Origin of the sequence: Rhodococcus sp. Ni2 (genome assembly GCF_021352185.1) — a bacterium.
Lineage (GTDB): Bacteria > Actinomycetota > Actinomycetes > Mycobacteriales > Mycobacteriaceae > Rhodococcus_F > Rhodococcus_F qingshengii.
The window spans coordinates 357,952-384,922 of record NZ_WOXZ01000001.1 but is presented as its reverse complement, the minus strand read 5'-3'; the positions used below and the strand labels follow the sequence as shown (position 1 = coordinate 384,922).

Here is a 26,971-nt window from a genome sequence, read left to right as displayed (position 1 = left end):
ACTTTGCGCCCGTTTTGCCGTTCGATGTGTGACGGTACGCCGAAGTGCTTCACATCGAACTGCAGAAGGGTGTCTTCGTGGTGGTCGGATCGGCGTACTCCCCAGGGCCGATGTTGGTGGGTAAGAAGGCAGTGGTCACAGGCGGTTCCCAGGGAATCGGCGCAGCGATTGTTCGAGCATTTGCATCGCATGGCGCGTCAGTTCTGGTTGTCGACGTGGCTCCTCTTGGCGACGTCGAATTCGACTCGGCTGCAGGTGGTTCGATCAACTATCTCGAGTACGACGTGCGGACGCGGGAAGTCCCCGTCGCGTTGACCGAGTTCGCCCCGGACGTCCTTGTGAACAACGTGGGTCATTTCCTGAACCCGCCGACAGAGTTCACCGGTACGGATCCCGGTTTCTGGTCCGAGGCCGGCAGCATCAATTTCGATCACGTCGTGCGTCTGACCCATGCCCTGCTTCCCGGCATGATCGACCGCGGTTTGGGTGGATCGATCGTGAACCTGACGACGGTGGAGGCGCATCGAGCGATCCCGGGCCACACGATGTACTCGGCATACAAGGCCGCGCTGACACAGTTCACCAGGAGCCTTGGTGTGGAGATCGGTCGAACCGGAGTGCGCGTCAACGCCATTGCCCCGGATCTGATCGAGTCGGTACAGGTGCCGTATCGCACGATCGTTCCTGCCGACGACTGGGACAAGTGGCCGGGGTGGGCACCGTTGGGCGGACCGGGCCAGCCGGTCGACATTGCCGGCCCCGCACTGTTCCTGGCTTCCGACCTGGCGAGATACATCACCGGAACCGTGATCCACGTCGACGGCGGCTCGCACGCTGCCGGAGGCTGGTTCCCCACAGAAGAGGGTGGCTGGACCAACCGGCCCCGAAAGGCTTGACACATGACAACTTTCAGTCTGAACGTTCCCAACTTCGGCACCACTCTCGCGGAGGACTCCTACGCGAAACTCGTGCAGGTCTGTCAGAGCGCGGAAGCTGCCGGCTTCGACCGGGTCCTCGTCACCGATCACGTGGTGATGGGCTCGGACAACTCGGCGTACACGTGGTCGGCGTTCCCCACCGAGCCCGACGCCAACTGGCTCGAGCCGCTGACCGTCCTGGCTTTTGTTGCCGGACAGACGAAGACAATTCGCTTGGGGACCGGAATCGTCATCGCGGCGCTGCGCGGGGGAGCGGTACTGGCCAAGACGGCCGCGACACTCGATCTGCTCTCCGGGGGCCGACTCGACCTGGGCGTCGGAACCGGTTGGCAGGAACGTGAATACGAGGCGGCAGGTATGGACTTCGGTAAAAGGGGACCACTGCTCGACGACGCTCTCGCAGTGTGCCGGGCCCTGTGGAGTTCGGCGCCGGCGAGCATCGACACCCCTCGTCTGAAGTTCGACGACGTGTACTGTGCGCCCCGTCCGGCCGCTGGAATCCCGATCTGGGTGTCCGGTTCGCTCTCCAAGGCCGTTGTACGACGCGTCGCAACCTGGGGTGACGGGTGGATTCCGATAATGGGTGCCGCGGACGACGACCTACGTGAAGGGATCGACGTCATCGGCAAAGCGATGGCGGATCTCGGACGCGATCCAGCGGAATTGCAGGTCCGTGGGCGACTGACCGTCGTACGCGGGTCCGACGGTTCGATCGACCTCCCGGCGACGATGATCGGCGCCGAGCAGCTGCTCGAATCCGGTGCCACCGATGTGCTGGTTGCGCTGGCAGCAGTAGATCCGGATCCGGATGCGGCGATGGCAGAGTTCGGCGAGCTGGTGGCGGCCTTCGCAAAGGTGACCCGCTGACTATTGCGTCGAGGCGGTAGTTCTATCGTGCGAAGTGTTGTAGTGCAGCCTGATCGAGGAGAGAACACATGACCGAGAGCATCGTCGTGGATACGAGCCTGGAAGCGTTGCTCGACGCCCGGATCAGCTGCCGCGCCTACGAGGACCGTCAGGTGCCACGTGAGGTGATCGAGGAGATCCTTCGGCTGGCGCAGAAGACGCCGTCGTGGTGCAACACGCAACCGTGGCAGGTCGCGATCACCGAAGGGGAGGGCACCGAGCGATTCCGCGCCGGCCTCGGTGAGTACGTGATGGCCAACGCCCAGGAGTCGGACTTCGAGTTCCCGCGCGCGTACCAGGGCATCTACAAGTCGCGTCGGTTCGACTGCGCGATGGCGCTGTATTCGAGCGTCGGAATCGAGCACGGTGACCGCGCCGGATCCGCGGCACAGACGATGAAGAATTTCGAGCTCTTCGGCGCTCCTCACGTCGCGATCATCACCACCGACGAGGCATTGGGCACCTACGGCGCAGTCGACTGCGGGTTGTACGTGAACAGCTTCCTGCTCGCGGCCCAGAGTCTGGGGGTCGCCACCATCCCGCAGGCGGCGCTCGCGGGCAGCTCCAAGTTCATTCACGAGCATTTCGGTATCGACGACACTCGCAAGGTTGTCTGCGCGATCTCGTTCGGATACCCCGACGCCGACCACCCGGTGAACGGATTCCGCACCGAACGCGAAACCGTCGACAACGTCGTGCAGTGGATGTCGAACTGACAGGGATGTCGAACTGACAGGGATGTCGAACTGACAGGGATGTCGAACTGACAGGGATGTCGAACTGATCACCTGCTGGTCGGGGGATTGAGTGTTGCGTAGTTCCACCTGAAAGACTGGTGGCATGTCCGACACACCCGAACTGTTCGATCGTCTGCGCCGATTCCCCGATGTCGAGGCACCCAATCTCTTTGCCGTCGATGCGGCTGATCGTCTGATCCTCGACGAGGCCGCCGACGCTCTCGCCGCGGCACCGGCGGGCACCGTCGTCGTGATCGGCGATCACTACGGTGCGCTGACTGCCGGTGTTGCGCTCGTGCACGGAATCGCCGCCGTGCGCGTTCACCAGGATCCGCTCACCGGAGAGCTGGCCCTCGCGAACAATGCGCGCGAACTCGGATTCAGTGACGCCTTCACCTCGCACGGACTGGACGAGGAGTTGCTCAGCGGCGCCCGCGTCGTGCTCATGCAATTGCCGCGTAGCCTCGCCGAACTTGCCGAGATCGCCCAGCTGATCGCGCTTCACGCCGACCCGGCGGTTCGTGTCTTCGCCGGTGGGCGTGACAAGCACATCACCCCAGCGATGAACAAGGTTCTCGGCGAATCGTTTTCCGACGTCAGCGCCTCGCGTGGGCGTCAGAAGTCCCGCGTACTCAAGGCTTCGGAACCGAAGCCCGATGTTGCTATCACGTTCCCGGTGACCGAACGCCTCGACGAATTCGACCTCGACGTCGTTGCTCACGGCGCAGTGTTTGCCGGTGCGAGCCTGGACATCGGCACCCGGTTGCTCCTGGAGAACCTCGGAAAGATTGCGGTCGATCCGCTGAGCGACGTGATCGATCTGGGTTGTGGCAGCGGCATTCTCGCGGCGGCGATCGCGCGGAAGTTCCCGGACGTGCACGTGATCGCAACGGATCAGTCCTCGGCAGCCGTCGCTTCGGCTCTGGCGACCACGTCCGCAAATGGCGTCGGCGATCGAGTGAGCGGCCTGCGCGACGACGCCGTGAGTTCGTTGCCCAGTGCGAGCGCGGATCTGGTTCTGTTGAACCCGCCGTTCCACGTCGGCGCGGCGGTCCACACCGGCGGAGCACTCAAGATGTTCGAAGCTGCCGGCCGTGTCCTGCGTCCCGGTGGCGAGTTGTGGACTGTTCACAACGCGCATCTGGGGTATCGCGAACCGTTGAAAGCCGCGGTGGGTCCGAGCGAGGCGATGGCGAAGAACGCGAAGTTCATCGTGATGAAGTCGGTCAAACCGTCCTAGTATCGAAAAGGGACGAGTGTCGAAGAGTGTTGATCTTCCGGAAATGCGCCGGGAACTACAACCGAAGCTTCGACGTTGTAAATTACGAGTGCTTTACTTTTAGTCAGGTACACGGACCGTGTCGGAAACTCGGATCCGTCCGGCGAACCCGCGACGCACCCGTCGTAGGCCACCACGATGAAGGGATGATCACGGTGCGCACCACCAGCAACCCGGTGTTCCGCAATCTGCCCAAGCAAGAGGGCAACGGATACGCCTCGTTCGGATCTGCGACGGCGGGCGCCTCGCAGGCAACCCAGCAGTTCGGTCAGCCGCAGTACGCTCCGGCCGAGCCGTACCAGACCGGTCCCACCTCGCGGGCCATGACGATCGACGACGTCGTCACCAAGACGGGCATCACGCTCGGTGTGCTGACGATCTCGGCACTGGTGTCGTACTTCCTGGTCAACAACAACGCCGACCTCGCAGCCCCGCTGGTCATCGGCGGCGGTCTCGTCGGCCTCGTTCTGGTTCTGGTCGCGACGTTCGGTCGCAAAATGGACAACCCGGCAATCGTGTTGGCGTACGCCGCGGCCGAGGGCCTGTTCCTCGGTGCGCTGTCGTTCATGTTCACCTTCCAACTCCAAGGCGCTGACGCGTCGATGCTGATTGCGCAGGCGGTCCTCGGAACCTTCGGCGTGTTCTTCGGCATGTTGGTCGTCTACAAGACCGGTGCGATTCGGGTGACACCTCGTCTGACGCGAATGATCATCGGTGCGTTGATCGGTGTTGTCGTTCTGGCGCTCGGTAACCTCGTCGCGAGCTTCTTCACCGAGGGCGGACTGGGACTGCGTGACGGTGGAACCGTCGCCATCATCTTCAGCCTCGTCTGCATCGGCATCGCAGCCTTCAGCTTCCTGCTCGACTTCGACGCCGCTGATCAGCTGATCCGCGCACAGGCGCCCGAGAAGGCAGCCTGGGGCGTCGCATTCGGGCTCACCGTCACCTTGGTCTGGCTGTACGTCGAGATCCTGCGTCTGCTGAGCTACTTCAACAACGACTAGTTCTCGAGTCGATCCGTAACACGAAGAAGGGCCCCGCGAGGGGCCCTTCTTTTGTCGTCTGTGGACGGTTACGGTGCTTGGATACCTAGCAACTGCTTGGTTTGGAACGAAGGGGAGCGAATGTCGACAAACACCTCTGAACCCATCCTGGTCGCGGATGCCGGAGCAGTGCGAACGCTGACCTTCAATAATCCGAGTCGCCTGAACGCATTTGATGCAGCCGGTTTTCGAGCGTTCACCAAGGCGCTCGACGACGCGGCGTCGGACGAAGCCGTGGCCGTGGTGATCGTCGAGGGTGCAGGCAAGGCATTTTCCAGTGGCGTCGACCTACGCGCACTCGCCGAACCAGGCGCAGACAACGCCGACTTCGGCCACGCATTCGCGCCGCTGATCGTCGCGCTGGTGGAGTTCCCGAAGCCATTGATCGCCGCGGTACACGGCGCTGCCGTCGGCATCGGCCTGACCATGCTGCTTTACTGCGACGTCGTCTACGTTGCCGAGGACGCACGTCTGCGGGCACCGTTCACTTCGCTGGGTACAGCTCCCGAAGCTGCCAGTAGTTGGTTGCTGCCCAAGGTGATCGGAACGCAGCGAGCCGCCGAGCTGATCCTGTCGGCCCGGTGGCTCAGCGGCGTCGAAGCTGCCGCCTACGGACTGGCGACAGCCGCCGTGCCGGCCGACCAGGTACAGGCACGCGCCCACGAGAGTGCCGAGCAGATTGCCGCCAACGTCGGACCGGCAGTCCTTGCCGCCAAACGACTGCTCCGTCACGGATGGGCGGACGAAGCTCGCGCTGCCGTGCAGCGTGAGGACGACGCTGCGCGAGAGTTGATTCGCGAGTTGGGGAGTTTTGCTCGGAAGTTCACGAATACCTGAAACCCGACCACACGAAAGCGGCCGCCCGGCAGAAGCCGGGCGGCCGCTTTCGACGTGCTCAGGGGATCAGCTGAGGCGCTCGATCACCATTGCCATGCCCTGTCCGCCGCCGACACACATGGTCTCGACGCCGAAGGTCTTGTCCTGCTCCTGCAGGTTGTTGATCAGGGTGTTGGTGATACGGGCACCGGTCATACCGAAGGGGTGACCCAGCGCGATCGCGCCACCGGAGATGTTGAGCTTGTCCTCTTCGATGCCCAGTTCGCGAGCGGATCCGAGGACCTGCACTGCGAATGCCTCGTTGATCTCGAACAGGTCGATGTCGGAGATCGACTTGCCGGCGATCTTCAGGGCGTTCTTGACGGCCTGGATCGGGCCGAGGCCCATGATCTCGGGGGACAGGCCCGAGACGCCGGTGGAGACGATGCGAGCGAGCGGGGTCAGGCCGAGTGCCTTTGCCTTGGTGTCGGACATGATCACCAGTGCGGCTGCGCCGTCGTTGAGCGGGCAGGCGTTGCCGGCGGTGACGGTGCCGTCGGGGCGGAAGACGGGCTTGAGGCCGCTGATGCCTTCGTAGGTGGTGCCGGCGCGGGGGCCGTCGTCCTTGGAGACGACGGTGCCGTCGGCGAGCGTGACGGGCGTGATCTCACGCTCGAAGAAGCCGCGAGCGATGGCTTCCTCGGCGCGGTTCTGGCTGCGAACTGCCCAGCGGTCCTGGTCTTCGCGGGTGATGCCGGTGGCCGAAGCGACGTTCTCCGCGGTCTGGCCCATACCCAGGTACACGTCGGGGATCAGGCCCTCTTCGCGAGGATCGGTCCAGGCGACTCCACCTTCGGCGAGCTTGGCGCTACGGGCCTGCGCTGCGTCGAAGAGCGGGTTCTTGGTGTTGGGGAGGCCGTCGGCGTTGCCGGTGATGAAGCTGGAGACGGACTCGACGCCGGCGGAGATGAAGACGTCGCCCTCGCCTGCGCGGATGGCGTGCAGCGCCATGCGGGTGGTCTGCAGCGAGGAGGAACAGTAACGGTTGACCGTGACACCGGGGAGGAAGTCGTAGCCGAGCTGGACGGCGACGACGCGGGCGATGTTGAAGCCCGACTGACCGGCGGGCTGGCCGCAACCGAGCATGAGGTCGTCGATCTCGGTGGGGTCGAGCTCGGGGATCTTTGCCAACGCGGCGGCAACCATCTGAGTTGCGAGGTCATCCGGGCGGATGTCCTTGAGCGAACCCTTCATTGCGCGGCCGATGGGCGACCGTACTGCTGAGACGATTACTGCCTCGGGCATGAAAACTCCTTTTGTGTACTGCTCGAGGGCGGCTTGAAACGCCGTCGAGCAGGGCAAGTTGAATGCAGCTTCGACTTACAATTTACGTTGCCGCTCCCAGATGGTGGTCACGCAGTCTCACTCAGTTGACGTCGGGGCGCTGACCTGCAGGTTTGGTGCGTCTCGCGAAGGCTTTCCACTGGGTTGCCGCCGCCGTCAGTCGGGCCGCGACGGTGCGGGCTTGCGCCGCCTCTGAAACGTGGGGGAGCTCGGGTAGCGGGCCACCCTGCCATTCACCCAGAGCCGACGCGAGAACCGGGACGATCTGCTTCGCCGCGAGTTCGTATCCGGCCGCGGACGGATGGAAACGGTCGGCCGAGAACATCGTGTCGGGCGAGGCCAGGAATTCCTTGGCCAGCAGGTCGGCCAGTGGAACGGGATGACCCCCGGCGTTTCTGGTCGCGGCCGCCTGGGCGAGTGCGAGGCGATGGCCCCATTCGCGCACCACGGAGCGCAGAGGTTGCGGGATCGCCGTGACCACCCCTAGATCCGGGCAGGTGCCGACAACAACGACGGCGCCGCTCTCGCGTAAGCGTCGAACCGCGTCGCCGAGGCGTTTAGCCGACGCGTGAATCGCGTTCTTGGCGGTGACGTCGTTGGCGCCGATCAGGATCACCGCAGCGTCCGGGGGAGGACCGGCGACGAACATGGCGTCGACCTGCCCACTCAACCCGCGGGAGGTGGCGCCCCCGATGGCCTTGGTGCTCAAACGGATTCGCTTCCCGGTTTCACTCGCAAGCAGCTTCGCGACCTGAACACCCGGTACTTCCGAGGCCGTCAGCGCGCCGACGCCGGCCGCAGACGAATCGCCGAAGATCATCAAGTGGAGATCGAAGGGCACGGCCCGCCACCAGAGTTCCGGGTTGTCGGCGCCGGGCGCGTACACCCCGTCCGCCTCGGGTGGCTTGGCGATATTGCGACCGATCACCCCGCGGGCCGCCCCCGCCTGCGACATCAGATAGTTGTAGCCCAACCAGGAGAGCGTGCCTGCACTCGATCCGGCCACCACCGTGGCCACCGACGCTTTCAGTCCGGTTCGACTCACACTTGCCAATCTAGCCGGATTGCACCACCTTCGCCCGACGTCCGCGCGCACCGTTTTCTTTCATCTGGGAACATGGACGAATGCGCATCGCGGAACACGTCGTCGACCTCATCGGCAACACCCCACTCGTCAAGCTCACGTCCGTCACGGGCGAAAACTTCGGCACGGTGGCAGCCAAGGTCGAATACCTCAACCCTGGCGGTAGCTCCAAGGACCGCATCGCCGTCAAGATGATCGACGCAGCCGAGGCTTCGGGTGAACTGAAGCCGGGCGGCACCATCGTCGAGCCGACCTCGGGCAACACCGGAATCGGCTTGGCGCTCGTGGCGCAAAAGCGTGGATACAAGTGCGTTTTCGTCTGCCCAGACAAGGTCAGCGAAGACAAGCGCAACGTCCTGCGCGCCTACGGCGCCGAGGTGGTCGTGTGCCCCACGGCCGTCGCGCCGGACAACCCGAACAGCTACTACAGCGTCTCCGACCGCCTCACCCGTGAGATCCCCGGCGCCTGGAAGCCCAACCAGTACTCCAACCCGGGCGGACCGGAGAGCCACTACGAGACCACCGGCCCCGAGATCTGGGCCGACACCGACGGCAAGATCACGCACTTCGTCGCGGGCGTCGGCACCGGCGGCACCATCACCGGCACCGGCCGCTACCTCAAGGAAGTTTCGGGCGGCAAGGTCAAGGTCATCGGCGCAGACCCCGAGGGCTCCGTCTACTCCGGCGGCACCGGTCGTCCGTATCTGGTCGAAGGCGTCGGCGAAGACTTCTGGCCGTCGGCATACGACCCGTCCATCCCGGACGAGATCATCGCCGTCTCGGATGCCGATTCCTTCGAGATGACGCGTCGCCTCGCCCGCGAGGAGGGACTGCTGGTCGGCGGTTCCTGCGGTATGGCCGTCGTCGCTGCCCTCGAAGTAGCCAAGCGTGAGGGCCCCGACGCCCTGATCGTCGTCCTCCTCCCGGACGGTGGCCGCGGCTACCTGTCCAAGATCTTCAACGATCAGTGGATGGCGTCGTACGGATTCCTGCGCACCCCACTCGACGGCAAGACCAACGTCCCCACCGTCGGCGACGTTCTGCGTGGCAAGTCGGGCGAGCTGCCGGACCTCGTTCACACCCACCCGTCGGAGACCCTGCGCGACGCGATCGAGATCCTGCGCGAGTACGGCGTGTCCCAGATGCCCGTCGTGGGTGCGGAACCGCCGGTCATGGCAGGCGAGGTCGCCGGAAGTGTGTCCGAGCGGGATCTGCTGAGCGCGGTCTTCGAAGGCCGTGCGCACCTTGCGGATTCCGTCGAGAAGCACATGAGCAAGCCGTTCCCGCTCATCGGTTCCGGCGAGCCGGTCTCGGCTGCCACGAAGGCGCTCGGGGACACCGACGCACTCATGGTCGTCGACGACGGCAAGCCGGTCGGTGTCATCACGCGCCACGATCTCCTGGGTTTCCTGAGTTCGGATTCCTGAGTTCGGATTCCTGCGCCGGCACCGGCGCCATTAGGCTGGGGACCATGAGTGAGCAACGCAGCAAGGCCGACAACATCAGCTGGCAGGGTTTCTCCACGAAAGCGGTGCATGCGGGTTACGAACCCGATCCGCTGACCGGTGCGGTCAACGTGCCGATCTACGCGAGTTCCACCTTCGCCCAGGACGGCGTCGGTGGAATGCGCAGTGGCTTCGAGTACGCGCGAACGGGTAACCCCACCCGTCGCCCACTCGAGGCGAACCTCGCAGCGCTCGAATCCGGAACCTACGGCCGAGCGTTCAGTTCGGGAATGGCGGCCACCGACTGCCTGCTCCGTTCGGTACTTCGACCGGGCGATCACCTGGTCATCCCCGACGACGCGTACGGCGGAACCTTCCGCCTCATCGACAAGGTCTTCACGCAGTGGGGGATCGAGTACACCCCGGCTCCGGTGTCCGACGTCGATGCGGTGCGCGCGGCGATGAAGTCCAACACCAAGCTGGTCTGGGTCGAGACGCCCACGAACCCGCTGCTCAATATCGGTGACATCGAGCTCCTTGCCGAGGTCGCCCACGAGGGCAACGCAAAGATCGTGGTGGACAACACCTTCGCCTCGCCGTACCTGCAGCAGCCGCTGCAGCTCGGTGCCGACATCGCGCTGCACTCCACGACCAAGTACATCGGCGGACACTCCGACGTGGTCGGTGGCGCTCTCGTCTGCAACGACGAAGAACTGGACACCGCGTTTGCCTTCCTGCAGAACGGATCCGGCGGCGTTCCCGGCCCGTTCGACGCGTTCCTGACGTTGCGCGGAATCAAGACACTGGCGCTGCGCATGGAGCGTCACAGTGACAACGCGGAGAAGGTCGTCGAATTGCTCGACGGCCACCCCGCGGTTGCCGGCGTCATCTACCCCGGACTGGCTTCGCATCCGTCGCACAAGGTCGCGGCCAAGCAGATGCGACGCTTCGGCGGCATGATCTCCGTCCGCCTCAAGGGCGGCAAGGCGGCAGCTCTCGACCTGTGCTCGCGCACCGAGATCTTCACGCTGGCAGAATCTCTCGGCGGAGTCGAATCCCTCATCGAATTCCCCGGTGCGATGACCCACGCCTCGACGGCCGGTTCCGCTCTCGAGGTTCCCGACGATCTGGTTCGCCTGTCGGTCGGCATCGAAGACGCCTCCGATCTGGTCGGCGACATCGAGCAAGCGCTGTCCTGATCTTCGCTCTACAGTAATTCGACTTCGAATCTGCAGTGCGCCTTCACACCTCACGAGGGTGTGGAGGCGCACTTTCTGGAGGCATGCGTGAATCTCGAACAGATAAAGGCTGCACAGCAACTGCTCGCCCCGGTCATGCGACGCACCCCGGTCGTGGCCTCGCGAGTGTTGTCCGAAACCACCGGCTTCGCCGTGAGCTTGAAATGTGAAAACCTGCAGCGCACCGGCTCTTTCAAACCGCGCGGTGCGTACAACCGCATTGCCAATCTTTCCGCAGAGGAACGGGCAGCGGGCGTGGTGGCGGCCAGTGCCGGTAACCATGCGCAGGGAGTTGCCTGGTCTGCAACAGAATTGGGAATCAAGTCGACCGTCTTCATGCCGACGGGTGCGCCGCTGCCGAAGTTGGTGGCCACCAAGGCATATGGAGCTCAGGTCCACCTGCACGGTTCGACTGTCGACGAAGCGCTCGTGGCCGCTCGCGAATTCGCGGACCGAACCGGAGCAGTTCTGGTCCACCCGTTCGACCACGAGGACGTCGTGGCGGGGCAGGGGACTGTGGGGCTCGAAATCCTCGAGCAACTGCCTGAGGTCGGCACGATCCTCGTTCCCACCGGCGGCGGCGGTTTGATCGCGGGAGTGGCTGCAGCCGTCAAAGCTGTACGCCCGCAGGTCCGCATCGTCGGAGTGCAGGCCGAGACCGCGGCTGCCTGGCCGGCGTCGTTGGCAGCCGGGAAGCCGACCGCCTTGGCGTCGATGTCCACGATGGCAGACGGTATCGCCGTTGGCTGCCCGGGCGAGGTTCCGTTCGCCGAAGTTGCCGCCCATGTCGACGCCGTGGTGACGGTCAGCGAGGAAGCGCTGTCCAAAGCGCTCCTGCTGTGCCTCGAACGCGCCAAGCTCATCGTCGAACCGGCCGGCGTCGCGGCCGTCGCGGCCTTGATGACCTGTACTCCGGAGGAGCTGGGACTGACAGGGCCGGTGTGCGCCGTGCTTTCCGGCGGCAACATCGATCCGCTACTTCTCACGCACGTCATCTCGCACGGTCTGCGAGCGGCCGGACGGTTCCTCGGAGTTCACATCACCATCGACGATCGGCCGGGCGCACTGGTCTCGTTGCTCGAAGTGGTTCGAGCGAACGGCGCCAGCGTGGTCGATGTCATCCATTCCCGTACCGGTGGCGAACTTGCACTCGACGAAGTGGAAGTCTTCCTCACCGTCGAGACGCGTGGTCCGGACAACAAGGCGGAACTTCTGACGGCCTTCGACCGCGCCGGTTACGCAGTACGACTGCAGAACTGAGGCGAGTTACTCGTCAGGCCAGCCGCCCAGAACCGTCACGCGGTACTCCTGGTCGACCAGCCTGGCGGGTACGTCGAGTTGATGTAGCCAGTCGATGGCCGAACCGCCCATGCCGACCGCAACCCGACTGAATGCGGCGGCCTGGGCGCAGGAGGATGCAATCACCGACACCGTGCGCCACATCGGCGTCGCCGTCGATTCGCGGTGCAGTGGCTTGACGGTGCTGGCCGTGGCGATCCCGCAGTCGGACGGAAGTGCTACCTGGCAGGTCGGGTCGCCGGGCAGGTCTTGCACCTGAATCTGCCAGCCGTCTTCCGGCGCCGGGCCGGCAACCGCGATGTCCCCGCCGAGGCCGACCAGCACGCCACACCCGAGAAGAGTCGCAGTGGACGCGGCACAGTGGTCCGCTGAACTGGCGCGGGCCGTCGCGGACAGATCGAGAACGACGTCGTCCGGGCTGTACACGCGGTTGTTCTCGACGCGAATCTTCCACCAGGAGTGAGGGTCTGCCGACCCGGCCGTCGGCGTGAGTTTGCCGTCGGTCAGTCGTGCGACAGCCAACGCGTCTTCGAGGAAGTGCGCGAACATCGGGGTCACGGCGACGCCGTCGACGTTGCTCGCGGCGCTGACATAGGTACGAATCTCGGAGTCGGCACGATCTCGATTGGTGGCGGCGTCGGCAGCGGTGAGGTACCCGCGAACCAGGCTGGCCGCGGAGGGAAGGACTTCAGGGTCGGTGACGACGACCCGGGCCTGAACCCCCCACGTGAGCCACTCGGAGGCCGAGCGCGGAGTACTCACGAACCGTTGGAGACGGCGTCCGGGGTTCCGAATCCGGCGACCACGACGGGCCGCTTCGCTACGGGATTCTTGGTGTGAGAAGCCGACGTGTCCGGCGCGAGTGCCGTGGCAGTGGGAGAAGAAACGAGTGAAAGTCCGCCGCTTGCGAGTGCTCCCGCCACAGCCGTGGCTGCGAGGGCGAGGCGAACGGGTCGATACACCGTAGTGCGTCCCCGGGCGGGTCGTGGCCGATCGTCGCTCATGGACTCAGCTTGCACGCCGAACCTGAGAAAAGCCTTGGCGTCTGTAGTCATTTGCGTAACGCCCGCCGAGATAAATGAGACATTGGTTACAGGAGTCGCGAGACTGAGCCGTGTCGAATGCATGTTCGAAAGAGTAGATGTTCGCACCGACAAGTTTCGGGTACGACCACGTACGTGGATTTTCAGAGGTTTATCGGAGGTTCGGATGGCAGTCGGTGTCCTGGCGATCGCTGTGTCGATCGGCACCGCACTGGGCGTGATGAGTGGAACTCTCGGAGCGCCCGCACAAGTCGAGAAGAACGGGTCTTCGAATGCTGCAGTCTCACTTGCAGCCTGGAACGGACCGGCACGAACTCAGGACACACCTGAGGGAATCGTGCCTTCCGTACCCTCCAACTTTCCGGGAGCGACATTGGCGCCCGTGGGAGCGGTGGCAGTGTTCGCGCCGTGGATCAAAAAGGCCGGTGCTCTGTGCTCGGAGATCACGCCCGCGGTGATCGCCTCGCTGTACTCGGTCGAGAACGGATTCAAGTACGGACCCGATACCGACATCTCACCGGAAGGTGGGCGCGGGCCTGGCCGCTTCACCACCGCAGCGTGGACGGCATACGGCAAGGACGGTGACGGCGACGGAAAGATGGACATCCTGGGCGTTGCCGATCCGGTGATGACAACCGGATACCGGTTGTGCGATCTCGTGAAGCAAGCGCAGTCCTGGCAGAAGTCCGGTGAGGTCGAGGGCGATACCGTCGACCTCGCGCTCGCTGCCTACGACGTCGGGCCGGACGCAGTTCGCGAAGCGGGCGGCGTTCCGGCAGACAAGTCGGGCGAGGTTCCTGCGGAGCAGGCGGTCGCCGCTCCGTTCGTCGCCCAGATCAAATCGTTGCAGGACTCGTTCGCCCTGATGCTTGCGCCCTTCGACTACAACAACCTCGCCGCAGCGGTGGGCGGCGTCGTCGAGGCCGGTCTGAAGTTTCTCGGATTGCCGTACGTGTGGGGTGGCGGAAACATCAACGGGCCGTCGATGGGCGGGTTCGACTGCTCGGGGCTGACGTCGTACGCGATTCACGCGGCCACCGGGGTGACTCTGCCCCGGACCTCGGAGACGCAGTGGGGTGTCGGCGTCGAGATCCCGCTGGATCAGGCGCAGCCCGGTGACCTGTTGTTCGGCAACTGGCAGGCAGGCGGCCCCGGCCACGTGGCGATCTACGTCGGCAACGGTCAGATGCTTCACGCACCCACGTTCGGCGACGTGGTGAAGGTCGGCCCGATCTTCGCCGGCATGAAGGCTCGCCGCGTGGTGTGAGTGGGCAGGAAACAGCGAGCGCCGACAGAGCAAGAAACGCCACCCGACCGAGTCGGGTGGCGCTTCTTTTCAGAGCTGGTACAGCCGATCAGCTGTGGTAAGGCTCCGCGCTCAGCAGCGTGACCTTCATGGTGCTGCCGTTGGGCAGGTTGTACTCACGCGTGTCGCCGACCTTGGCTTCGAGCAGCGCGCCGCCCAGCGGTGAGTTCGGCGAGTAGACCTCGAGCTTGGCGTCACGTGCGCCTTCTTCGCGGGTAGCGATCAGGAACGTCTCGGTGTCACTCTCGTCGCCGTCGTAGTAGACCTTGACTACGGATCCGGGCAGTGCGACACCGGACTGAGTGGGGGCCTCGCCGACCTTTGCGCTGTTCAGCAGCTCCTGGAGCTGGCGAATGCGGGCTTCCTGCTGACCCTGCTCTTCGCGGGCAGCGTGGTAGCCGCCATTCTCCTTCAGGTCGCCCTCTTCGCGGCGCTCGTTGATCTCGGCGGCGATGACCGGGCGATTGGCGATGAGCTGGTCGAGTTCGTTCTTGAGCCTGTCATGTGATTCCTGGGTAAGCCAGGTCACCTGGGTCTCGGTCATCTCGATCACTCCCTAGTAGTCGGAGCCGGGGGCTCCCTCGACGATCGCTGCAACAGCAGCGAACAACGACACAGAAGCACCACCAGGGATGCAACCTTGCCGTCAAACCTTGCGTCAATGCAGCAATACACGGTTCCACCCGGAACCGTGTATCGGGCAATTCTATCACGCATGACTACCCGCCCTGTCCGGCGTCAAACGTCCGGCAGGGTGGGTGCGTCCCGAGGTCAGCTCTTGGTCAGGTACTCCGGAACGTCGAAGCTGCAGCCGTAGACGTCGGCCATGCCTGGCGGCTGGGACGTCTTGACCTCGGTGTTGAACTCGAGGGTCTGATGTTCCGACGACGGGACGTAGACCTCACGTCGACCGGTTTCGGAGCCGTCCTTCGAGCGTGCGCGCACGATGCACATCGCTTCACGCGACGAGTCGTCGCGTGTGACGGTGAAACGGATCTTCACCGTGGAGTCGTTGGCGATGTCGAACGAGATGGTCTCGGTCTCGATTTCCTTGACCGCAAATTTTCCGTACGCGTAGTACGCGATTCCGCCGCCTACGACGATGACGAGAGCGGTCAGAGCCCACACCATCCACTTGCGGGGACTGCCCGTGCGAGTTGTGCTCGGGTACCGATCTTGGGGAAGCGGTTTGCTCATCACTCTGCTCTCGAAGACTCGAGTTCGCGTGTCGTGCAGCAACTGACTGTGTCCCGCCGGATTACCGAAGGGGTCACGGCTGCGCCAGGAACTCTCGGGTGGAACTATAGAGGACGTATCCCGTCGCGCCGTCGGTAGGTTTGTCGGCAGTCGGTACGTTTGACGGCAACGGCCCGGAGTAATCCGAGCGGTGCACAGCGTGTGATTCGAAGACTGCCGGTGACGGCTACAGGTGAACTGCCGGCAACGGCTACAGGTGAAGTTGAGGTGAACGAACACGTGAGCGGATTCCGGCTCATGGCCGTCCATGCCCATCCCGACGACGAGTCGAGCAAGGGTGCGGCCACCACCGCCCGTTATGCAGCCGAAGGCCACGAAGTGATGGTCCTGACGCTCACCGGGGGTGAGCGTGGCGACATTCTCAACCCGGCCATGGACGTTCCCGGTGTCCGCGATCGAATCAGCGAAGTTCGCCAGGAGGAGATGGCCGAGGCCGCTCGCATCCTGGGCGTGAAGCAGCGCTGGCTCGGTTTCGTCGATTCCGGGCTTCCCGAGGGCGACCCTCTTCCGCCGCTGCCCGAAGGGTGCTTCGCCCTCGTTCCGCTCGAAGAGTCGACGCGCGCTCTGGTCAAGGTGATTCGCGAGTTCCGTCCCCACGTCGTCACGACGTACGACGAGAACGGCGGATACCCGCACCCGGATCACATCCGGTGCCACGAGGTGACGATGGCAGCCTACGAAGCCGCCGCCGATCCCGAGTACTTCCCCGAGGACGGTCAGCCGTGGGAAATCAAGAAGGTCTACTACTCGCACGGATTCATCCGTAAGCGCCTCGAACTCTTCCAGGAGGAGTACGAGCGTCGCGGAGAGCCGTTCCCGATGGCGGACTGGCTCAAGAAGTGGAAGACCGAACGCGGCGACATGATGGTCCGGGTGACCACTCAGGTCACGTGCGGCGACTACTTTCCCCAGCGTGACGATGCTCTGCGCGCACACGCGACGCAGATCGATCCCAACGGTTCGTTCTTCGCTGTGCCGCTCGACATTCAGCAGAAGATCTGGCCCACCGAGGAATTCGAGCTCGCCAAGACGCGGGTCACCACGTCCATTCCGGAAACCGACCTGTTCGCAGGTCTCGAAGAGGACGCTCAGAAGTGAATGCTCTGTCCGCCGAGGTAGTTCTCGGCACCACACAATTTCTTGCTCAGACCCCGAGTAACCCATCCGGCCCGGAGTTCGGAAAGTCGTCTCCGGTCGGCCTGCTGGTGATTCTTGCGCTGCTCATCGGTGTGATCCTCCTGGTTCGGTCGATGAACCGCCAGCTCAAGAAGCTGCCGGAGACGTTCGAACCGGATCATCCCGAACTCGATCAGCAGGCAGACGAAGGCACCGACCGGGGAGCTATCACTGCTCCGAGCCCGGCGGAACCCAACGTCTCTACCGAGAAGAAGCCCAAGCAAGAATCCTGAGACGAACGAGGTAGCGGCGATGGACCCACGGATGCGGAACAACCTGGGTGGGTCCTCGAGCCCTTACCTGCGTCAGCACGCCGACAATCCGGTCCACTGGCAACAGTGGGGCGAAGAAGCGATGGAGTGGGCGCGCGAGCGCAACGTGCCGATCCTCCTCTCGATCGGATACTCGGCGTGCCACTGGTGCCACGTCATGGCGCACGAGTCGTTCGAGAACGACGAGATCGCGGCCGTCATGAACGCGAACTTCGTCTGTGTGAAGGTGGACCGAGAAGAACGTCCCGACATCGACGCCGTCTACATGAATGCGACGGTTGCGATGACCGGCCAGGGCGGCTGGCCCATGACCTGTTTCCTGACTCCCGACGGTTCACCGTTCTACTGCGGCACGTACTACCCGCCGACGCCTCGCGGCGGAATGCCTTCGTTCACACAGCTTCTCGAAGCGATAGCCGACACCTTCACGAATCGGCGCGACGAGGTCGACAACGCGGCACAGTCGATCGTCACGGAACTTCAGCGCGCGTCGGGCGGGATTCCGTACGGCGGAGCACCCATCGACGCCGAGCTGCTGAACGCGGCGGGTCGGTCGATCCTCGGCGACGAGGACGTCCCGCGCGGGGGATTCGGTGGGGCACCGAAGTTTCCACCGTCGGCACTACTGGAGGGGCTGCTCCGACAGTACGAGCGAACGGGTTCGGGCGAGATCCTCGGCGGCATCGAGCGCACCGCCGAAGCAATGGCACGTGGCGGGATCTACGACCAGTTGGGTGGCGGTTTCTCGCGGTACTCGGTCGATGCCGAGTGGGTGGTTCCGCACTTCGAGAAGATGCTCTACGACAATGCGCTGCTCCTGCGGTTCTACGCGCACTGGGCGCGGCGCACCGGATCGGACCTCGCCACTCGCGTCACCGAGGAGACCGCAAGGTTCCTGCTCTCCGATCTGCTGACCGAGAACGGTTGCTTCGCTTCGGCTCTCGATGCCGACACCGACGGCGTCGAAGGCCTCACGTACGTATGGACGCCGACGCAGCTGGTCGAGGTACTCGGCGCGGAGGACGGGCAGTGGGCCTCGGAGTTGTTCCGGGTCACCGATACCGGAACCTTCGAAGAGGGTGCGTCGGTACTGCAGTTGCTCCGTGACCCCGACGACTGGTCGCGCTGGCAGACGGTCTCCGACGCTCTACGCGCCGTCCGGGCTCAGCGTCCACAGCCCGGCCGCGACGACAAGGTGGTGACGGCCTGGAACGGGTTGACCGTCACGGCCTTGACGGAAGCGGGACTTGCCCTGGACCGACCCGACTGGATCGCGGCGGCGGCCGAGTGCGCTGGCGCTCTTCTCGACCTTCACCTGGTGGACGGTCACTTGCGTCGCGCTTCCCTCGGCGGGGCTGTCGGCGCCCCGACGGGCGTGCTCGAGGATTACGCAATGTTGGCCACCGGCCTCCTGGCTCTATACCAGGCAACGGGATTGGCGCGGTGGCTCGATGCGGCGCAGCAGTTGCTCGACGTCACTGTCGACCACTTCGCTGATCCGGCCGAGCCGGGAAGCTGGTTCGACACGGCCGATTTCGCGGAGTCGCTCGTGACTCGGCCCCGAGACCCGTTGGACGGCGCGACGCCGTCCGGTGCGTCGAGCGTCGCGGAGTCTCTGTTGACCGCAGCGGCGTTGACCGATGCCGAGCGCTCTTCTCGTTACGCCCAGGCCGCGGCGGACGCGCTGGCGAGGGCCACGCTGCCGCTCGAGCGTGCGCCTCGGTCGGCGGGGCACTGGCTCGCGGTGGCGGAAGCGTCGTTGCGTGGTCCGATACAGGTGGCCGTCGTCGGGGAAGGTTCGCTGTTGGCCGATGCCCGCCGGCTTGCGCCGGGTGGTGCAGTGGTTGTCGGGGGTGCCCCGGATTCTTCACCGCTGCTTGCAGATCGACCCCTCGTCGACGGTGGTGAAGCCGCGTACATCTGTCGGGGATTCGTGTGTGATCGGCCGGTGACGACGGTGGTGGAACTGGCGAGTCAGTTGAACACGACGAGCCATACCGCGATGTAGTGGCAGATCGCTGCGACGACCGTCGCGGCGTGGAAGAACTCGTGATGCCCGAACGTCGTGGGCCACGGGTTTGGCCATTTCGTCGCGTACAGAATTGCGCCGACGCTGTAGAAGATTCCGCCGACGAGCAGCAGCACCATAGGCGCCACACCGACCTGGTGCGTCAGTTCACCGACCACGGGAACGATCGCCCAACCGAGGAGCAGGTAGAGCGGGACTCCCACCCATTTCGGGGCGGTGGGCCAGAGCATCTTGAGTGCGACGCCGGCGAGCGCGCCTGCCCACACGATCGCGAGGATGATCTTGCCGGTGTGAGTCGGGAGGCCGAGCATGGCGAACGGTGTGTAGCTGCCGGCGATGAAGAGAAAGATCATTGAATGGTCCGCACGCTTCATCCACGTACGGCCCTTGACCGTCTGCCACTGGATGCGGTGATACGTCGCACTGATGCCGAAGAGGCCGCAGATCGTGACGCTGTAGATCGCGGTTGCCCAAGCCGCTTTGGCGCCGACCTGAGCGCCGGCTACGGAGACGAGAACGATGCCTGCGACGACGGAGACACCGAGCGCCCACAGATGGATCCAACCGCGCATGCGTGGTTTGACCGGAAGCTCTTCGAGCCCGAATGCCGTCATGTGCAACCCCTCTCGTTCCGTACTGTTGCCAACCGCGTAACCTACGGTACCGTAGGTTACGCATCAGTAGCATAACCTACCTGCGGGTTTTCGACGCGTACAAAAAGCGTGACGGCGCTCGCATGTGGCTGTCACTGCCGGGCGTAGTCTTTGACACCATGGTGATGTCACGGTGAATCTGCGCGGACTGCTGTACAGCATCTACGAGCGACGACTCCTCAGTCATCTCGACGGTCTCGCGCACCCACGGCACGTAGCGGTGATGTGTGACGGAAATCGGCGATGGGCTCGCGAGAACGGCTTCACCGATGTCAGTCACGGGCACCGCATGGGCGCGCTCAAAATTGCCGAATTGCTCGAGTGGTGCGACGCCGCCGGAATCGAGATGGCAACCATCTACCTGCTCTCGACCGAGAACCTGCGCCGCGAGCCGGAAGAGCTCGACACCCTCCTCGAAATCATCACCGACGTCGTCGAAGAGATCTCCGGGCCCGGCAAGAACTGGAGTGTGCAGATCGTCGGGGCTCTCGATCTTCTGCCTCCCGAGCAGTCCAGGCGCTTGCGGGAAGCGGCGGCGGGGACGAGCGGCCGAACCGGGACACATGTCAACGTCGCGATCGGATACGGCGGGCGTCAGGAGATCGCCGACGCCGTCCAATCGCTCCTGCGCGACAAGATCGGTGCGGGTCTGAGCGGCGACGAACTGATCCAGGCCGTCACGGTCGACGGCATCGACGGGCATCTGTACACGTCGGGACAGCCCGATCCGGATCTGGTGATCCGCACCTCCGGCGAGCAGCGGCTCTCCGGATTCCTGTTGTGGCAGAGCGCCTATTCGGAGATCTGGTTCACCGAGGCGTACTGGCCCGAATTCCGTCGAGTCGACTTTCTTCGAGCCTTGCGCGATTACGCGGCGCGCCACCGCCGGTTCGGCGCCTGAGCCGTCTCAGAGCTTGCGCAGTCGCAGCCGGTTGATCGTGTGATCGGCGTCCTTGCGCAGCACCAGGGTTGCGCGGGGGCGGGTGGGGAGAATGTTCTCCACCAGGTTCGGGTGGTTGATCGAGTTCCAGATCTCCTTCGCCGCGATGGTCGCGTCACGGTCGGAGAGGCCGGAGTAGTGGTGAAAGTGAGCGTTCGGATCGGCGAACGACGTGTTGCGTAGCGCGAGGAACCGCTGGATGTACCAGGCTTCGATGTCCTCGATGCGGGCGTCGACGTAGATCGAGAAGTCGAACAGATCGGAGACCATCAGACGCGGGCCGGTCTGCAGGACGTTGAGGCCCTCGATGATGAGGATGTCGGGCTGGCGGATCAGGTGGTACTGGCCCGGGATGATGTCGTACGACGTGTGCGAATAGACCGGCGCCGCTACCTCTTCCGCCCCGGACTTGACTTCGGTGACGAAGCGCAACAGCTTGCGGCGATCGTAGCTTTCGGGAAAACCCTTGCGGTGCATGATGCCCCGACGCTGGAGTTCCCTGGTCGGATAGAGGAATCCGTCCGTGGTGACGAGGTCGACGCGCGGATGGTGATCCCAGCGGGCCAGGAGAGCTTGCAGCACACGAGCAGTCGTGGATTTTCCGACCGCGACCGAACCGGCGACACCGATGACGAAGGGCACCTGACGATCGGGATGCTTCTCGCCGAGGAAGGTCGCGGTGGCCGCGAACAGTCGTTGGCGTGCCGCCACCTGCAGGTGGATCAGACGTGCGAGGGGGAGATAAACCTCGGCAACTTCTTCGAGATCGATCTGCTCGCCGAGACCACGCAGGCCGTACAACTCGTCCTCGGTCAACACCAGTGGCGTCGACTTACGCAGTGTCCGCCACTGCTTGCGGTCGAACTCGACGTAGGGACTCGATTCGTTGGTGCGCGCCATCAGCCCAGCTCACCGGCACGTAGTGAACCCGGGGCCCGGCGGACGAAACAGCTATGCGAGCAAGCCAGGCGCGTGTGCGCACGATCCGAGTGCATAGTCGGATTGTGCTCGGTGCCACGTCCGGGACTTTCGCCGGGTGGCATTCCGGAGCGAGCGACTAGGCTCGGTGGTTATGGATCCAGACACACTTGTTCGCCAATACCTGCTGCTCGGACTGGGTTTCGACCGTCTCGAAGACGGGTTCGTCGACGCGTTCACCGGTGACCCGGTGCTGCGTAAGCAGATCGAGAGCGCCCCGAAGCCCGATCCGCGTGAACTTGCCCGCACGGCACGTGAATTGCGGGGCGAGTTGGCCGGAAGTGGTCTGAATGCCGAACGCTCCCACTTCGTCGACGTACACCTTCGCGCTCTGGAATGCTCCGGGCGCAAGTTCGCGGGTGAGGACATCGGCTTCGTGGACGAGGTCGAGGCGTACTTCGACGTCCGAATCGAGAAGGGAAACGAGGACGCCTACCGCGACGCTCACCGGTTGATGGGTGAAGTTCTGCCCGGTCCGGGACCGTTGGCCGAGCGGGTGCAGGCCCATCGCAAGGCCGACGAGATCCCCGCGGCGAAACTGAACGAATGCGTCGAGGCAATGTCGAGTGCGCTGCGCGATCTGGTCCGCGGCACGTTCGGGCTTCCCGCGTCGGAAACCGTCGAATACGAAGTGGTGGGGGACAAGCCGTGGTCCGGCTTCAACTACTACCTCGGTGACTACCGCTCCAAGGTTGCGATCAATTCGGATCTGCCGCAGTTCATGGCCAACCTGCCGCGGCTGATCGCGCACGAGTCCTACCCCGGCCATCACACCGAGCATTGCCGTAAGGAAGCCGGTCTGGTCGGTTCGGGCCAGCTCGAGCAGACACTGTTCCTGGTCAACACGCCGCAGTGCATCATGGCCGAAGGCCTCGCGGATTTGGCGCTGGAAGCGATTGTCGGCCCGGACTGGGGTTTGTGGGCGCAGGACATCTACGCCGATCTCGGCTTGTCTTTCGACGGGGAAAAGGCGCAACGGCTCTCCGCCGCGTCGGGGCAACTGCTGAGTGTCCGGCAGGATGCGGCGCTGATGTTGCACGACGAGGGGCGCAGCCTCGACGACGTGGCGCTGTTCCTCGAACGGTGGTCGCTGTCGACGCCGGAACGCGCTCGCCAGTCGCTCAAGTTCCTGTCTTCGCCGCTGTGGCGGGCATACACCAGCACGTATGTCGAGGGATACCGCCTGCTCGGGGGCTGGCTGGACGAGGTGCCGGTGGGCGCGGAGCGCACCGAACGCTTCCGCAGGCTGCTCGACGAGCCGCTGGTCCCCAGCTCTCTGCGTGCTGCCTAGTGCCGGGTGGAGACGGCGGGAGCGAACTTCGTAGACTGGACGCATTCGTTTCCGCATCCAGCTTGGAGATTCCTCGATGACCGCTGTGCCCGGCTCCGACGTCAACTCTGCATCACTCGCCGAACTCGACCCCGAAGTCGCCGAGGCGATGGCTGGTGAATTGGCTCGTCAGCGCGACACGCTCGAGATGATCGCGTCGGAGAACTTCGTTCCCCGCTCGGTTCTGCAGGCTCAGGGCAGCGTCCTGACCAACAAGTACGCCGAGGGCTACCCGGGACGTCGTTACTACGGCGGTTGCGAGCACGTCGACGTCATCGAGGATCTGGCGCGCAACCGTGCGAAGGAACTCTTCGGTGCAGAGTTCGCGAACGTTCAGCCGCACTCGGGCGCACAGGCCAACGCTGCTGTTCTGATGGCACTGATGAACCCGGGTGAGAAGCTGCTCGGCCTCGACCTTGCACACGGCGGTCACCTCACGCACGGCATGAAGCTCAACTTCTCCGGCAAGTTGTACGACGTCGCGTCCTACGGCGTCAGCAAGGAAGATCACCGCATCGACATGGACGAGGTGCGCTCGATCGCCCTCGCCGAGAAGCCGAAGGTCATCGTTGCCGGTTGGTCCGCATACCCGCGTCAGCAGGACTTCGCGGCGTTCCGTGCGATCGCCGACGAGGTCGGCGCGTACCTGTGGGTGGACATGGCTCACTTCGCCGGACTGGTTGCCGCAGGCCTGCACCCGTCGCCCGTCCCGTACGCAGACGTCGTCTCCTCGACCGTCCACAAGACCCTCGGTGGTCCGCGTTCGGGCCTGATCCTGGCGAAGAAAGAGTGGGCCAAGAAGCTCAACTCCGCTGTCTTCCCCGGTCAGCAGGGTGGACCGCTCATGCACGCCATCGCGGCCAAGGCAGTCACCTTCAAGATCGCTGCCGGTGAAGAGTTCAAGGATCGTCAGGCACGCACCCTTTCCGGTGCGCGCATCCTTGCCGAGCGTCTGGGCAACAAGGACGTCGCAGACCAGGGCATCAGCGTCCTGACCGGCGGCACTGACGTCCACCTCGTGCTCGTGGACCTGCGTAACTCGCAGCTCGACGGCCAGCAGGGTGAGGACCTTCTGCACGAAATCGGCATCACGGTCAACCGCAACGCTGTTCCGTTCGATCCCCGCCCGCCGATGACCACCTCCGGTCTGCGTATCGGTACCGCAGCGTTGGCCACTCGCGGATTCGGTGATGCCGAGTTCACCGAGGTCGCCGACATCATCGGTACCGCTCTGGCCGGCAACGCGGATCTGCCGGTGCTGCGTGCGCGCGTCGCCAAGCTCGCCCTCGACCTTCCGCTGTACGACGGTCTCGAGAACTGGGGCCTGCTCAGCAAGAACGTCTAGGAATTCCTTCACCGACGGCCCGGTCCCTTTCGAGGGGCCGGGCCGCTGGTTTTTTTCCAGTCGCGGATTGTGGCATCGGTCACATGACCGATGGTGGCCGAGTTCGGTGCTTCCTAGCCTGAGAGCATCACCCCTCCGGCGAAGGAAACCCCATGACCGAACAGAATCTGCATTGGCTCTCCGCTACCGAGATGGCGGCGTCGGTCGCGTCGAACAGTCTCTCGCCCAACGAGATTGCCGAAGCGATGATCCAGCGCGTCGACGCCGTCAATCCGTCGATCAACGCGATAGTGCAGTTCGATCGCGAGCAGGTCACGCGCGACGCGGCCGAACTCTCACGGCAACAGGAATCGGGCGAGAAACTCGGCCCGCTGCACGGCGTTCCATTCACGATCAAAGATCTGACGGCAGTCGACGGGCTGCCGACCACGTTCGGGATGAAGCCGATGGCCGACAACATCGCGACGGGAAATGCCGTCGTCGTGGACAGGCTGCGCGGCGCCGGCGGACTGTTCCTGGGAAAGACGAACACTCCCGAAAGCGGTTACTACGGTGGCACGGACAACCACCTGTACGGGCCGACGCACAACCCGTGGAAGCTCGGCAACAGCGCGGGCGGGTCCAGTGGCGGTGCTTCGGCTGCTGTGGCTGCAGGCCTCGGGCCACTTGCCGAGGGCAGTGACGGCGCCGGATCGGTGCGTATCCCGTCGGCGCTCTGCGGGGTCGTCGGGCTCAAACCGACCACCGGCGTGATTCCTCAGACCATCCTGGCCGGGCGCTTCTACAACTGGGCGTACCACGGTCCGATCACCAGGACCGTCGCCGACAACGCGCTGATGCTCGACATCATGGCCGGGCCGGACAATGCGGATCCGCTCTCGATCGAGCGTGCGGAGACCTCGTACGTCGAAGCGGCGAAGGGTGACGTGAAGGGGCTTCGCGTCGCGTGGTCGACGAATCTCGGCCTCGGCCATGTTGATCCGGAGGTGCTGGCGGTGTGCCTCGACGCGCTGGCGGCATTCGAGGAATTGGGTGCCCAGATCACCGAGGCCACCCCGCAGTGGGGAAATCCGTCGGAGTCGATGTGGAACGGCATCTGGGTTCCCGGTTTCGCTTCCGAATACGACTTGCTCGACTGGGAGAACCAGCGCGGCGAGGTCGACGACAACCTGATCGAGATCATGCACGAGGCCGAGCGGCTCACCGGTGTCGACGTCGGGCGGGCCGACGCATTCCGCGGCGTCATGTGGGACACGTGGACCACGTTCATGAACGACTACGACGTGTTGGTCTCGCCGACCTTGGCTTCGGCCACGTTCCCGCTCAGTCAGTTCGCGCCGTCATGGCTCGAAGGTGCGTCGTTGCGTGAGCAGTTGCTCGATTGGCTCTTCACCTACCCGTACAACATGCTCAACAACCCCGCGATCACCGTGCCCGCCGGATTCACCGCCGACGGTCGACCGGTGGGGCTGCAGATCGCCGCACGCCACCGCCAGGACGCACTGGTTCTGCGGACTGCCGCGAACTTCGAAGCGGCACGTCCGTGGGCGGACAAGAAGCCGGCCGATTCACTGGTCGTGGCCTAGCTCACACGATTGGCTAGATTGGTGTGATGACGTCTGTACTGCCTGATCGCGGCGCTGGACCTGACATGTTCGCGCCGCGATCGCCGGCAGCCGGGGCGTACGGCATTCTCGGCCTGTGCGCCGAAGAACTCCGCGCTCGTGGACTCGCGTACTCGGCTGCGGCGGTCACGTACCGAGACCCGTCGAGCGGAAGGCATCGGGCTCTGGCGTGTTCCGGATACGACGCCAGGGTGCTCGAGTTCCTGCTCGAGGACTTCGTCGCCGATCGCAATCTCTTCGGCATCATTCGCGAGGCTTCGGGCGTGCCCGTGTTCTGGCAGGACGTGCCACGATTCGAGCAGGTCGAGATGGTCACCGATGTTCTGCGGCCGTCCGGGTACGCCGAGGGTGCCTCGGTCGCATTGGGGTTCTCCGGCCGTGAGGTGACCGGATTGCTGCACATGAGCTTCGCGGATTCCGGTGTCGTCGATCGCGTACGGGAGGTGGTGGCGGCGTCCAGCGCAGCCTGCTCGCGCGTCGTGGGGGACCAGGTGGCGCTCGATCGTGTCCATCTGAGCCCACGGGAGATTCAAGTACTGCAATTGGTGGCCAGGGGCGCGGGCAATGTCGAGATCGCCGAGGAGTTGTTCGTCAGCCGTCGCACCGTCGCCACCCATCTCGAGAACATCTTCGTCAAGACCGGAACCAATTCGCGGGTTCAGGCAGCGGTGCGCGCCGCCAAGTGGGGTCTGATCGAGTCCTGAGTGACGCTGAATCACACGAGTGGCATTTTGTTACCTGGCGTTCACCAGATGTGCGGCTCGTTCCGTGGCGCGAGTGTCCGATCCGCAGTACCGTCGGCAGTAACGAGTAACCAGAAGTTACTTGTGCGGGAGGTTCTGATCGTGACTGAAACACTCAGTACGAGAGGGCCGGCGCCCGGCCCTT

26 protein-coding genes are annotated in these 26,971 nt (G+C 64.3%); 18 read left to right on the top strand and 8 right to left on the bottom strand.

Annotation, left to right across the window (positions count from 1 at the left end; translation table 11 throughout):
• Positions 1-44: 44 nt before the first annotated feature.
• The 6 genes from GN300_RS01770 (at position 45) to GN300_RS01745 (ending at position 5,740) form a co-directional block, all read left to right on the top strand.
• Positions 45-896, top strand: a complete 852-nt coding sequence (locus tag GN300_RS01770; RefSeq protein ID WP_030536264.1) for an SDR family NAD(P)-dependent oxidoreductase — start codon at positions 45-47, stop codon at positions 894-896.
• A gap of 3 nt (positions 897-899) precedes the next feature.
• On the top strand, positions 900-1,805 hold the full coding sequence (locus GN300_RS01765) for a TIGR03619 family F420-dependent LLM class oxidoreductase (protein WP_042448880.1): 906 nt from the start codon (positions 900-902) through the stop codon (positions 1,803-1,805).
• 68 nt (positions 1,806-1,873) lie between these two features.
• Positions 1,874-2,560, top strand: a complete 687-nt coding sequence (locus tag GN300_RS01760; protein WP_003943290.1) for a nitroreductase — start codon at positions 1,874-1,876, stop codon at positions 2,558-2,560.
• A 124-nt stretch (positions 2,561-2,684) separates the two neighbouring features.
• A complete protein-coding gene (locus GN300_RS01755) occupies positions 2,685-3,821 on the top strand; it encodes a class I SAM-dependent methyltransferase (protein WP_063316808.1) in 1,137 nt (378 codons plus the stop codon).
• A 194-nt stretch (positions 3,822-4,015) separates the two neighbouring features.
• The gene (locus GN300_RS01750; protein ID WP_020970268.1) at positions 4,016-4,864 is read left to right on the top strand and encodes a Bax inhibitor-1/YccA family protein; all 849 of its coding nucleotides are present in this window, start codon (positions 4,016-4,018) and stop codon (positions 4,862-4,864) included.
• Positions 4,865-4,984: 120 nt separating this feature from the next.
• Positions 4,985-5,740: an enoyl-CoA hydratase/isomerase family protein gene (locus tag GN300_RS01745; protein WP_063316809.1), complete on the top strand. Its 756-nt coding sequence runs from the start codon at positions 4,985-4,987 to the stop codon at positions 5,738-5,740.
• A gap of 66 nt (positions 5,741-5,806) precedes the next feature.
• Here the strand turns inward: GN300_RS01745 and GN300_RS01740 are convergent, their stop codons facing one another.
• Positions 5,807-7,024, bottom strand: coding sequence for an acetyl-CoA C-acetyltransferase (locus GN300_RS01740; protein WP_019744600.1), 1,218 nt, complete (start codon positions 7,022-7,024; stop codon positions 5,807-5,809).
• 121 nt (positions 7,025-7,145) lie between these two features.
• Positions 7,146-8,117 carry an SGNH/GDSL hydrolase family protein gene (locus GN300_RS01735; protein ID WP_042448870.1) on the bottom strand — a complete coding sequence of 324 codons (972 nt, stop codon included), beginning with the start codon at positions 8,115-8,117 and terminating at the stop codon, positions 7,146-7,148.
• Positions 8,118-8,188: 71 nt separating this feature from the next.
• Here GN300_RS01735 and GN300_RS01730 point away from each other — a divergent pair, with 71 nt between their 5' ends.
• From GN300_RS01730 to ilvA, 3 genes are all read left to right on the top strand, one after another.
• A complete protein-coding gene (locus tag GN300_RS01730; RefSeq protein ID WP_003943292.1) occupies positions 8,189-9,574 on the top strand; it encodes a cystathionine beta-synthase in 1,386 nt (461 codons plus the stop codon).
• Between the two features lie 44 nt (positions 9,575-9,618).
• A complete protein-coding gene (locus GN300_RS01725; protein ID WP_003943272.1) occupies positions 9,619-10,791 on the top strand; it encodes a cystathionine gamma-synthase in 1,173 nt (390 codons plus the stop codon).
• A 135-nt stretch (positions 10,792-10,926) separates the two neighbouring features.
• The gene (ilvA, locus tag GN300_RS01720) at positions 10,927-12,090 is read left to right on the top strand and encodes a threonine ammonia-lyase (protein WP_223304414.1); all 1,164 of its coding nucleotides are present in this window, start codon (positions 10,927-10,929) and stop codon (positions 12,088-12,090) included.
• 6 nt (positions 12,091-12,096) lie between these two features.
• Here the strand turns inward: ilvA and GN300_RS01715 are convergent, their stop codons facing one another.
• Both GN300_RS01715 and GN300_RS01710 read right to left on the bottom strand, forming a co-directional pair.
• Positions 12,097-12,891 carry an FAD:protein FMN transferase gene (locus tag GN300_RS01715; protein ID WP_003943281.1) on the bottom strand — a complete coding sequence of 265 codons (795 nt, stop codon included), beginning with the start codon at positions 12,889-12,891 and terminating at the stop codon, positions 12,097-12,099.
• Complete coding sequence (locus GN300_RS01710; RefSeq protein ID WP_153211881.1) at positions 12,888-13,133, bottom strand: hypothetical protein; 246 nt, start codon at positions 13,131-13,133, stop codon at positions 12,888-12,890. Before GN300_RS01710 ends, GN300_RS01715 begins: the two co-directional genes overlap by 4 nt.
• Positions 13,134-13,338: 205 nt before the next feature.
• Here GN300_RS01710 and GN300_RS01705 point away from each other — a divergent pair, with 205 nt between their 5' ends.
• Entirely contained in the window at positions 13,339-14,439 is a 1,101-nt protein-coding gene (locus GN300_RS01705) for a bifunctional lysozyme/C40 family peptidase (protein WP_054782079.1), read from the top strand.
• A gap of 88 nt (positions 14,440-14,527) precedes the next feature.
• On the opposite strand, the gene greA is transcribed toward GN300_RS01705, so the two are convergent.
• Positions 14,528-15,022, bottom strand: a complete 495-nt coding sequence (gene greA / locus GN300_RS01700; protein ID WP_007726385.1) for a transcription elongation factor GreA — start codon at positions 15,020-15,022, stop codon at positions 14,528-14,530.
• Between the two features lie 227 nt (positions 15,023-15,249).
• A complete protein-coding gene (locus GN300_RS01695) occupies positions 15,250-15,675 on the bottom strand; it encodes a DUF4307 domain-containing protein (protein WP_007726384.1) in 426 nt (141 codons plus the stop codon).
• Positions 15,676-15,954: 279 nt separating this feature from the next.
• On the opposite strand from GN300_RS01695, the gene mca reads away from it, so the two are divergent.
• From mca to GN300_RS01680, 3 genes are read left to right on the top strand one after another with little or no spacing between them, the layout of a single operon-like run.
• Positions 15,955-16,833, top strand: a complete 879-nt coding sequence (mca, locus tag GN300_RS01690) for a mycothiol conjugate amidase Mca (protein WP_007726383.1) — start codon at positions 15,955-15,957, stop codon at positions 16,831-16,833.
• A complete protein-coding gene (locus GN300_RS01685) occupies positions 16,830-17,144 on the top strand; it encodes a hypothetical protein (protein WP_007726381.1) in 315 nt (104 codons plus the stop codon). The genes mca and GN300_RS01685 overlap by 4 nt, the downstream gene beginning before the upstream one ends.
• Before the next feature lie 19 nt (positions 17,145-17,163).
• Positions 17,164-19,191, top strand: coding sequence for a thioredoxin domain-containing protein (locus tag GN300_RS01680; RefSeq protein ID WP_063316810.1), 2,028 nt, complete (start codon positions 17,164-17,166; stop codon positions 19,189-19,191).
• On the opposite strand, the gene GN300_RS01675 is transcribed toward GN300_RS01680, so the two are convergent.
• Positions 19,158-19,826 carry a hemolysin III family protein gene (locus GN300_RS01675; protein ID WP_058037248.1) on the bottom strand — a complete coding sequence of 223 codons (669 nt, stop codon included), beginning with the start codon at positions 19,824-19,826 and terminating at the stop codon, positions 19,158-19,160. The genes GN300_RS01680 and GN300_RS01675 overlap by 34 nt on opposite strands.
• 172 nt (positions 19,827-19,998) lie before the next feature.
• Here GN300_RS01675 and GN300_RS01670 point away from each other — a divergent pair, with 172 nt between their 5' ends.
• Entirely contained in the window at positions 19,999-20,766 is a 768-nt protein-coding gene (locus tag GN300_RS01670; RefSeq protein ID WP_003945211.1) for an isoprenyl transferase, read from the top strand.
• Positions 20,767-20,772: 6 nt separating this feature from the next.
• Here GN300_RS01670 and coaA read toward each other — a convergent pair whose 3' ends face one another.
• Positions 20,773-21,705, bottom strand: coding sequence for a type I pantothenate kinase (gene coaA / locus GN300_RS01665; protein WP_003945270.1), 933 nt, complete (start codon positions 21,703-21,705; stop codon positions 20,773-20,775).
• A 172-nt stretch (positions 21,706-21,877) separates the two neighbouring features.
• Here coaA and GN300_RS01660 point away from each other — a divergent pair, with 172 nt between their 5' ends.
• From GN300_RS01660 to GN300_RS01645, 4 genes are all read left to right on the top strand, one after another.
• Positions 21,878-23,074, top strand: a complete 1,197-nt coding sequence (locus GN300_RS01660) for a hypothetical protein (protein ID WP_058037247.1) — start codon at positions 21,878-21,880, stop codon at positions 23,072-23,074.
• Positions 23,075-23,150: 76 nt separating this feature from the next.
• Positions 23,151-24,458 (top strand): serine hydroxymethyltransferase, encoded by a 1,308-nt coding sequence (glyA, locus tag GN300_RS01655; protein WP_058037246.1) that lies wholly within the window; start codon positions 23,151-23,153, stop codon positions 24,456-24,458.
• 152 nt (positions 24,459-24,610) lie between these two features.
• Positions 24,611-26,044 carry an amidase gene (locus tag GN300_RS01650; protein WP_063316811.1) on the top strand — a complete coding sequence of 478 codons (1,434 nt, stop codon included), beginning with the start codon at positions 24,611-24,613 and terminating at the stop codon, positions 26,042-26,044.
• Positions 26,045-26,070: 26 nt separating this feature from the next.
• Positions 26,071-26,787 (top strand): LuxR family transcriptional regulator, encoded by a 717-nt coding sequence (locus tag GN300_RS01645; RefSeq protein ID WP_063316812.1) that lies wholly within the window; start codon positions 26,071-26,073, stop codon positions 26,785-26,787.
• Positions 26,788-26,971: the final 184 nt, after the last annotated feature.

Coding starts and splice junctions, on each gene's coding strand:
- GN300_RS01645 (WP_063316812.1), top strand. CDS start 26,071: ATGACGTCTGTACTGCCTGATCGCGGCGCTGGACCTGACATGTTCGCG.
- GN300_RS01705 (WP_054782079.1), top strand. CDS start 13,339: ATGGCAGTCGGTGTCCTGGCGATCGCTGTGTCGATCGGCACCGCACTG.
- GN300_RS01765 (WP_042448880.1), top strand. CDS start 900: ATGACAACTTTCAGTCTGAACGTTCCCAACTTCGGCACCACTCTCGCG.
- GN300_RS01725 (WP_003943272.1), top strand. CDS start 9,619: ATGAGTGAGCAACGCAGCAAGGCCGACAACATCAGCTGGCAGGGTTTC.
- GN300_RS01745 (WP_063316809.1), top strand. CDS start 4,985: ATGTCGACAAACACCTCTGAACCCATCCTGGTCGCGGATGCCGGAGCA.
- glyA (WP_058037246.1), top strand. CDS start 23,151: ATGACCGCTGTGCCCGGCTCCGACGTCAACTCTGCATCACTCGCCGAA.
- GN300_RS01695 (WP_007726384.1), bottom strand. CDS start 15,675: ATGAGCAAACCGCTTCCCCAAGATCGGTACCCGAGCACAACTCGCACG.
- GN300_RS01675 (WP_058037248.1), bottom strand. CDS start 19,826: ATGACGGCATTCGGGCTCGAAGAGCTTCCGGTCAAACCACGCATGCGC.
- GN300_RS01740 (WP_019744600.1), bottom strand. CDS start 7,024: ATGCCCGAGGCAGTAATCGTCTCAGCAGTACGGTCGCCCATCGGCCGC.
- coaA (WP_003945270.1), bottom strand. CDS start 21,705: ATGGCGCGCACCAACGAATCGAGTCCCTACGTCGAGTTCGACCGCAAG.
- GN300_RS01650 (WP_063316811.1), top strand. CDS start 24,611: ATGACCGAACAGAATCTGCATTGGCTCTCCGCTACCGAGATGGCGGCG.
- GN300_RS01660 (WP_058037247.1), top strand. CDS start 21,878: ATGGATCCAGACACACTTGTTCGCCAATACCTGCTGCTCGGACTGGGT.
- GN300_RS01710 (WP_153211881.1), bottom strand. CDS start 13,133: ATGAGCGACGATCGGCCACGACCCGCCCGGGGACGCACTACGGTGTAT.
- GN300_RS01680 (WP_063316810.1), top strand. CDS start 17,164: ATGGACCCACGGATGCGGAACAACCTGGGTGGGTCCTCGAGCCCTTAC.
- greA (WP_007726385.1), bottom strand. CDS start 15,022: ATGACCGAGACCCAGGTGACCTGGCTTACCCAGGAATCACATGACAGG.
- GN300_RS01755 (WP_063316808.1), top strand. CDS start 2,685: ATGTCCGACACACCCGAACTGTTCGATCGTCTGCGCCGATTCCCCGAT.
- GN300_RS01730 (WP_003943292.1), top strand. CDS start 8,189: ATGCGCATCGCGGAACACGTCGTCGACCTCATCGGCAACACCCCACTC.
- ilvA (WP_223304414.1), top strand. CDS start 10,927: ATGCGACGCACCCCGGTCGTGGCCTCGCGAGTGTTGTCCGAAACCACC.
- GN300_RS01760 (WP_003943290.1), top strand. CDS start 1,874: ATGACCGAGAGCATCGTCGTGGATACGAGCCTGGAAGCGTTGCTCGAC.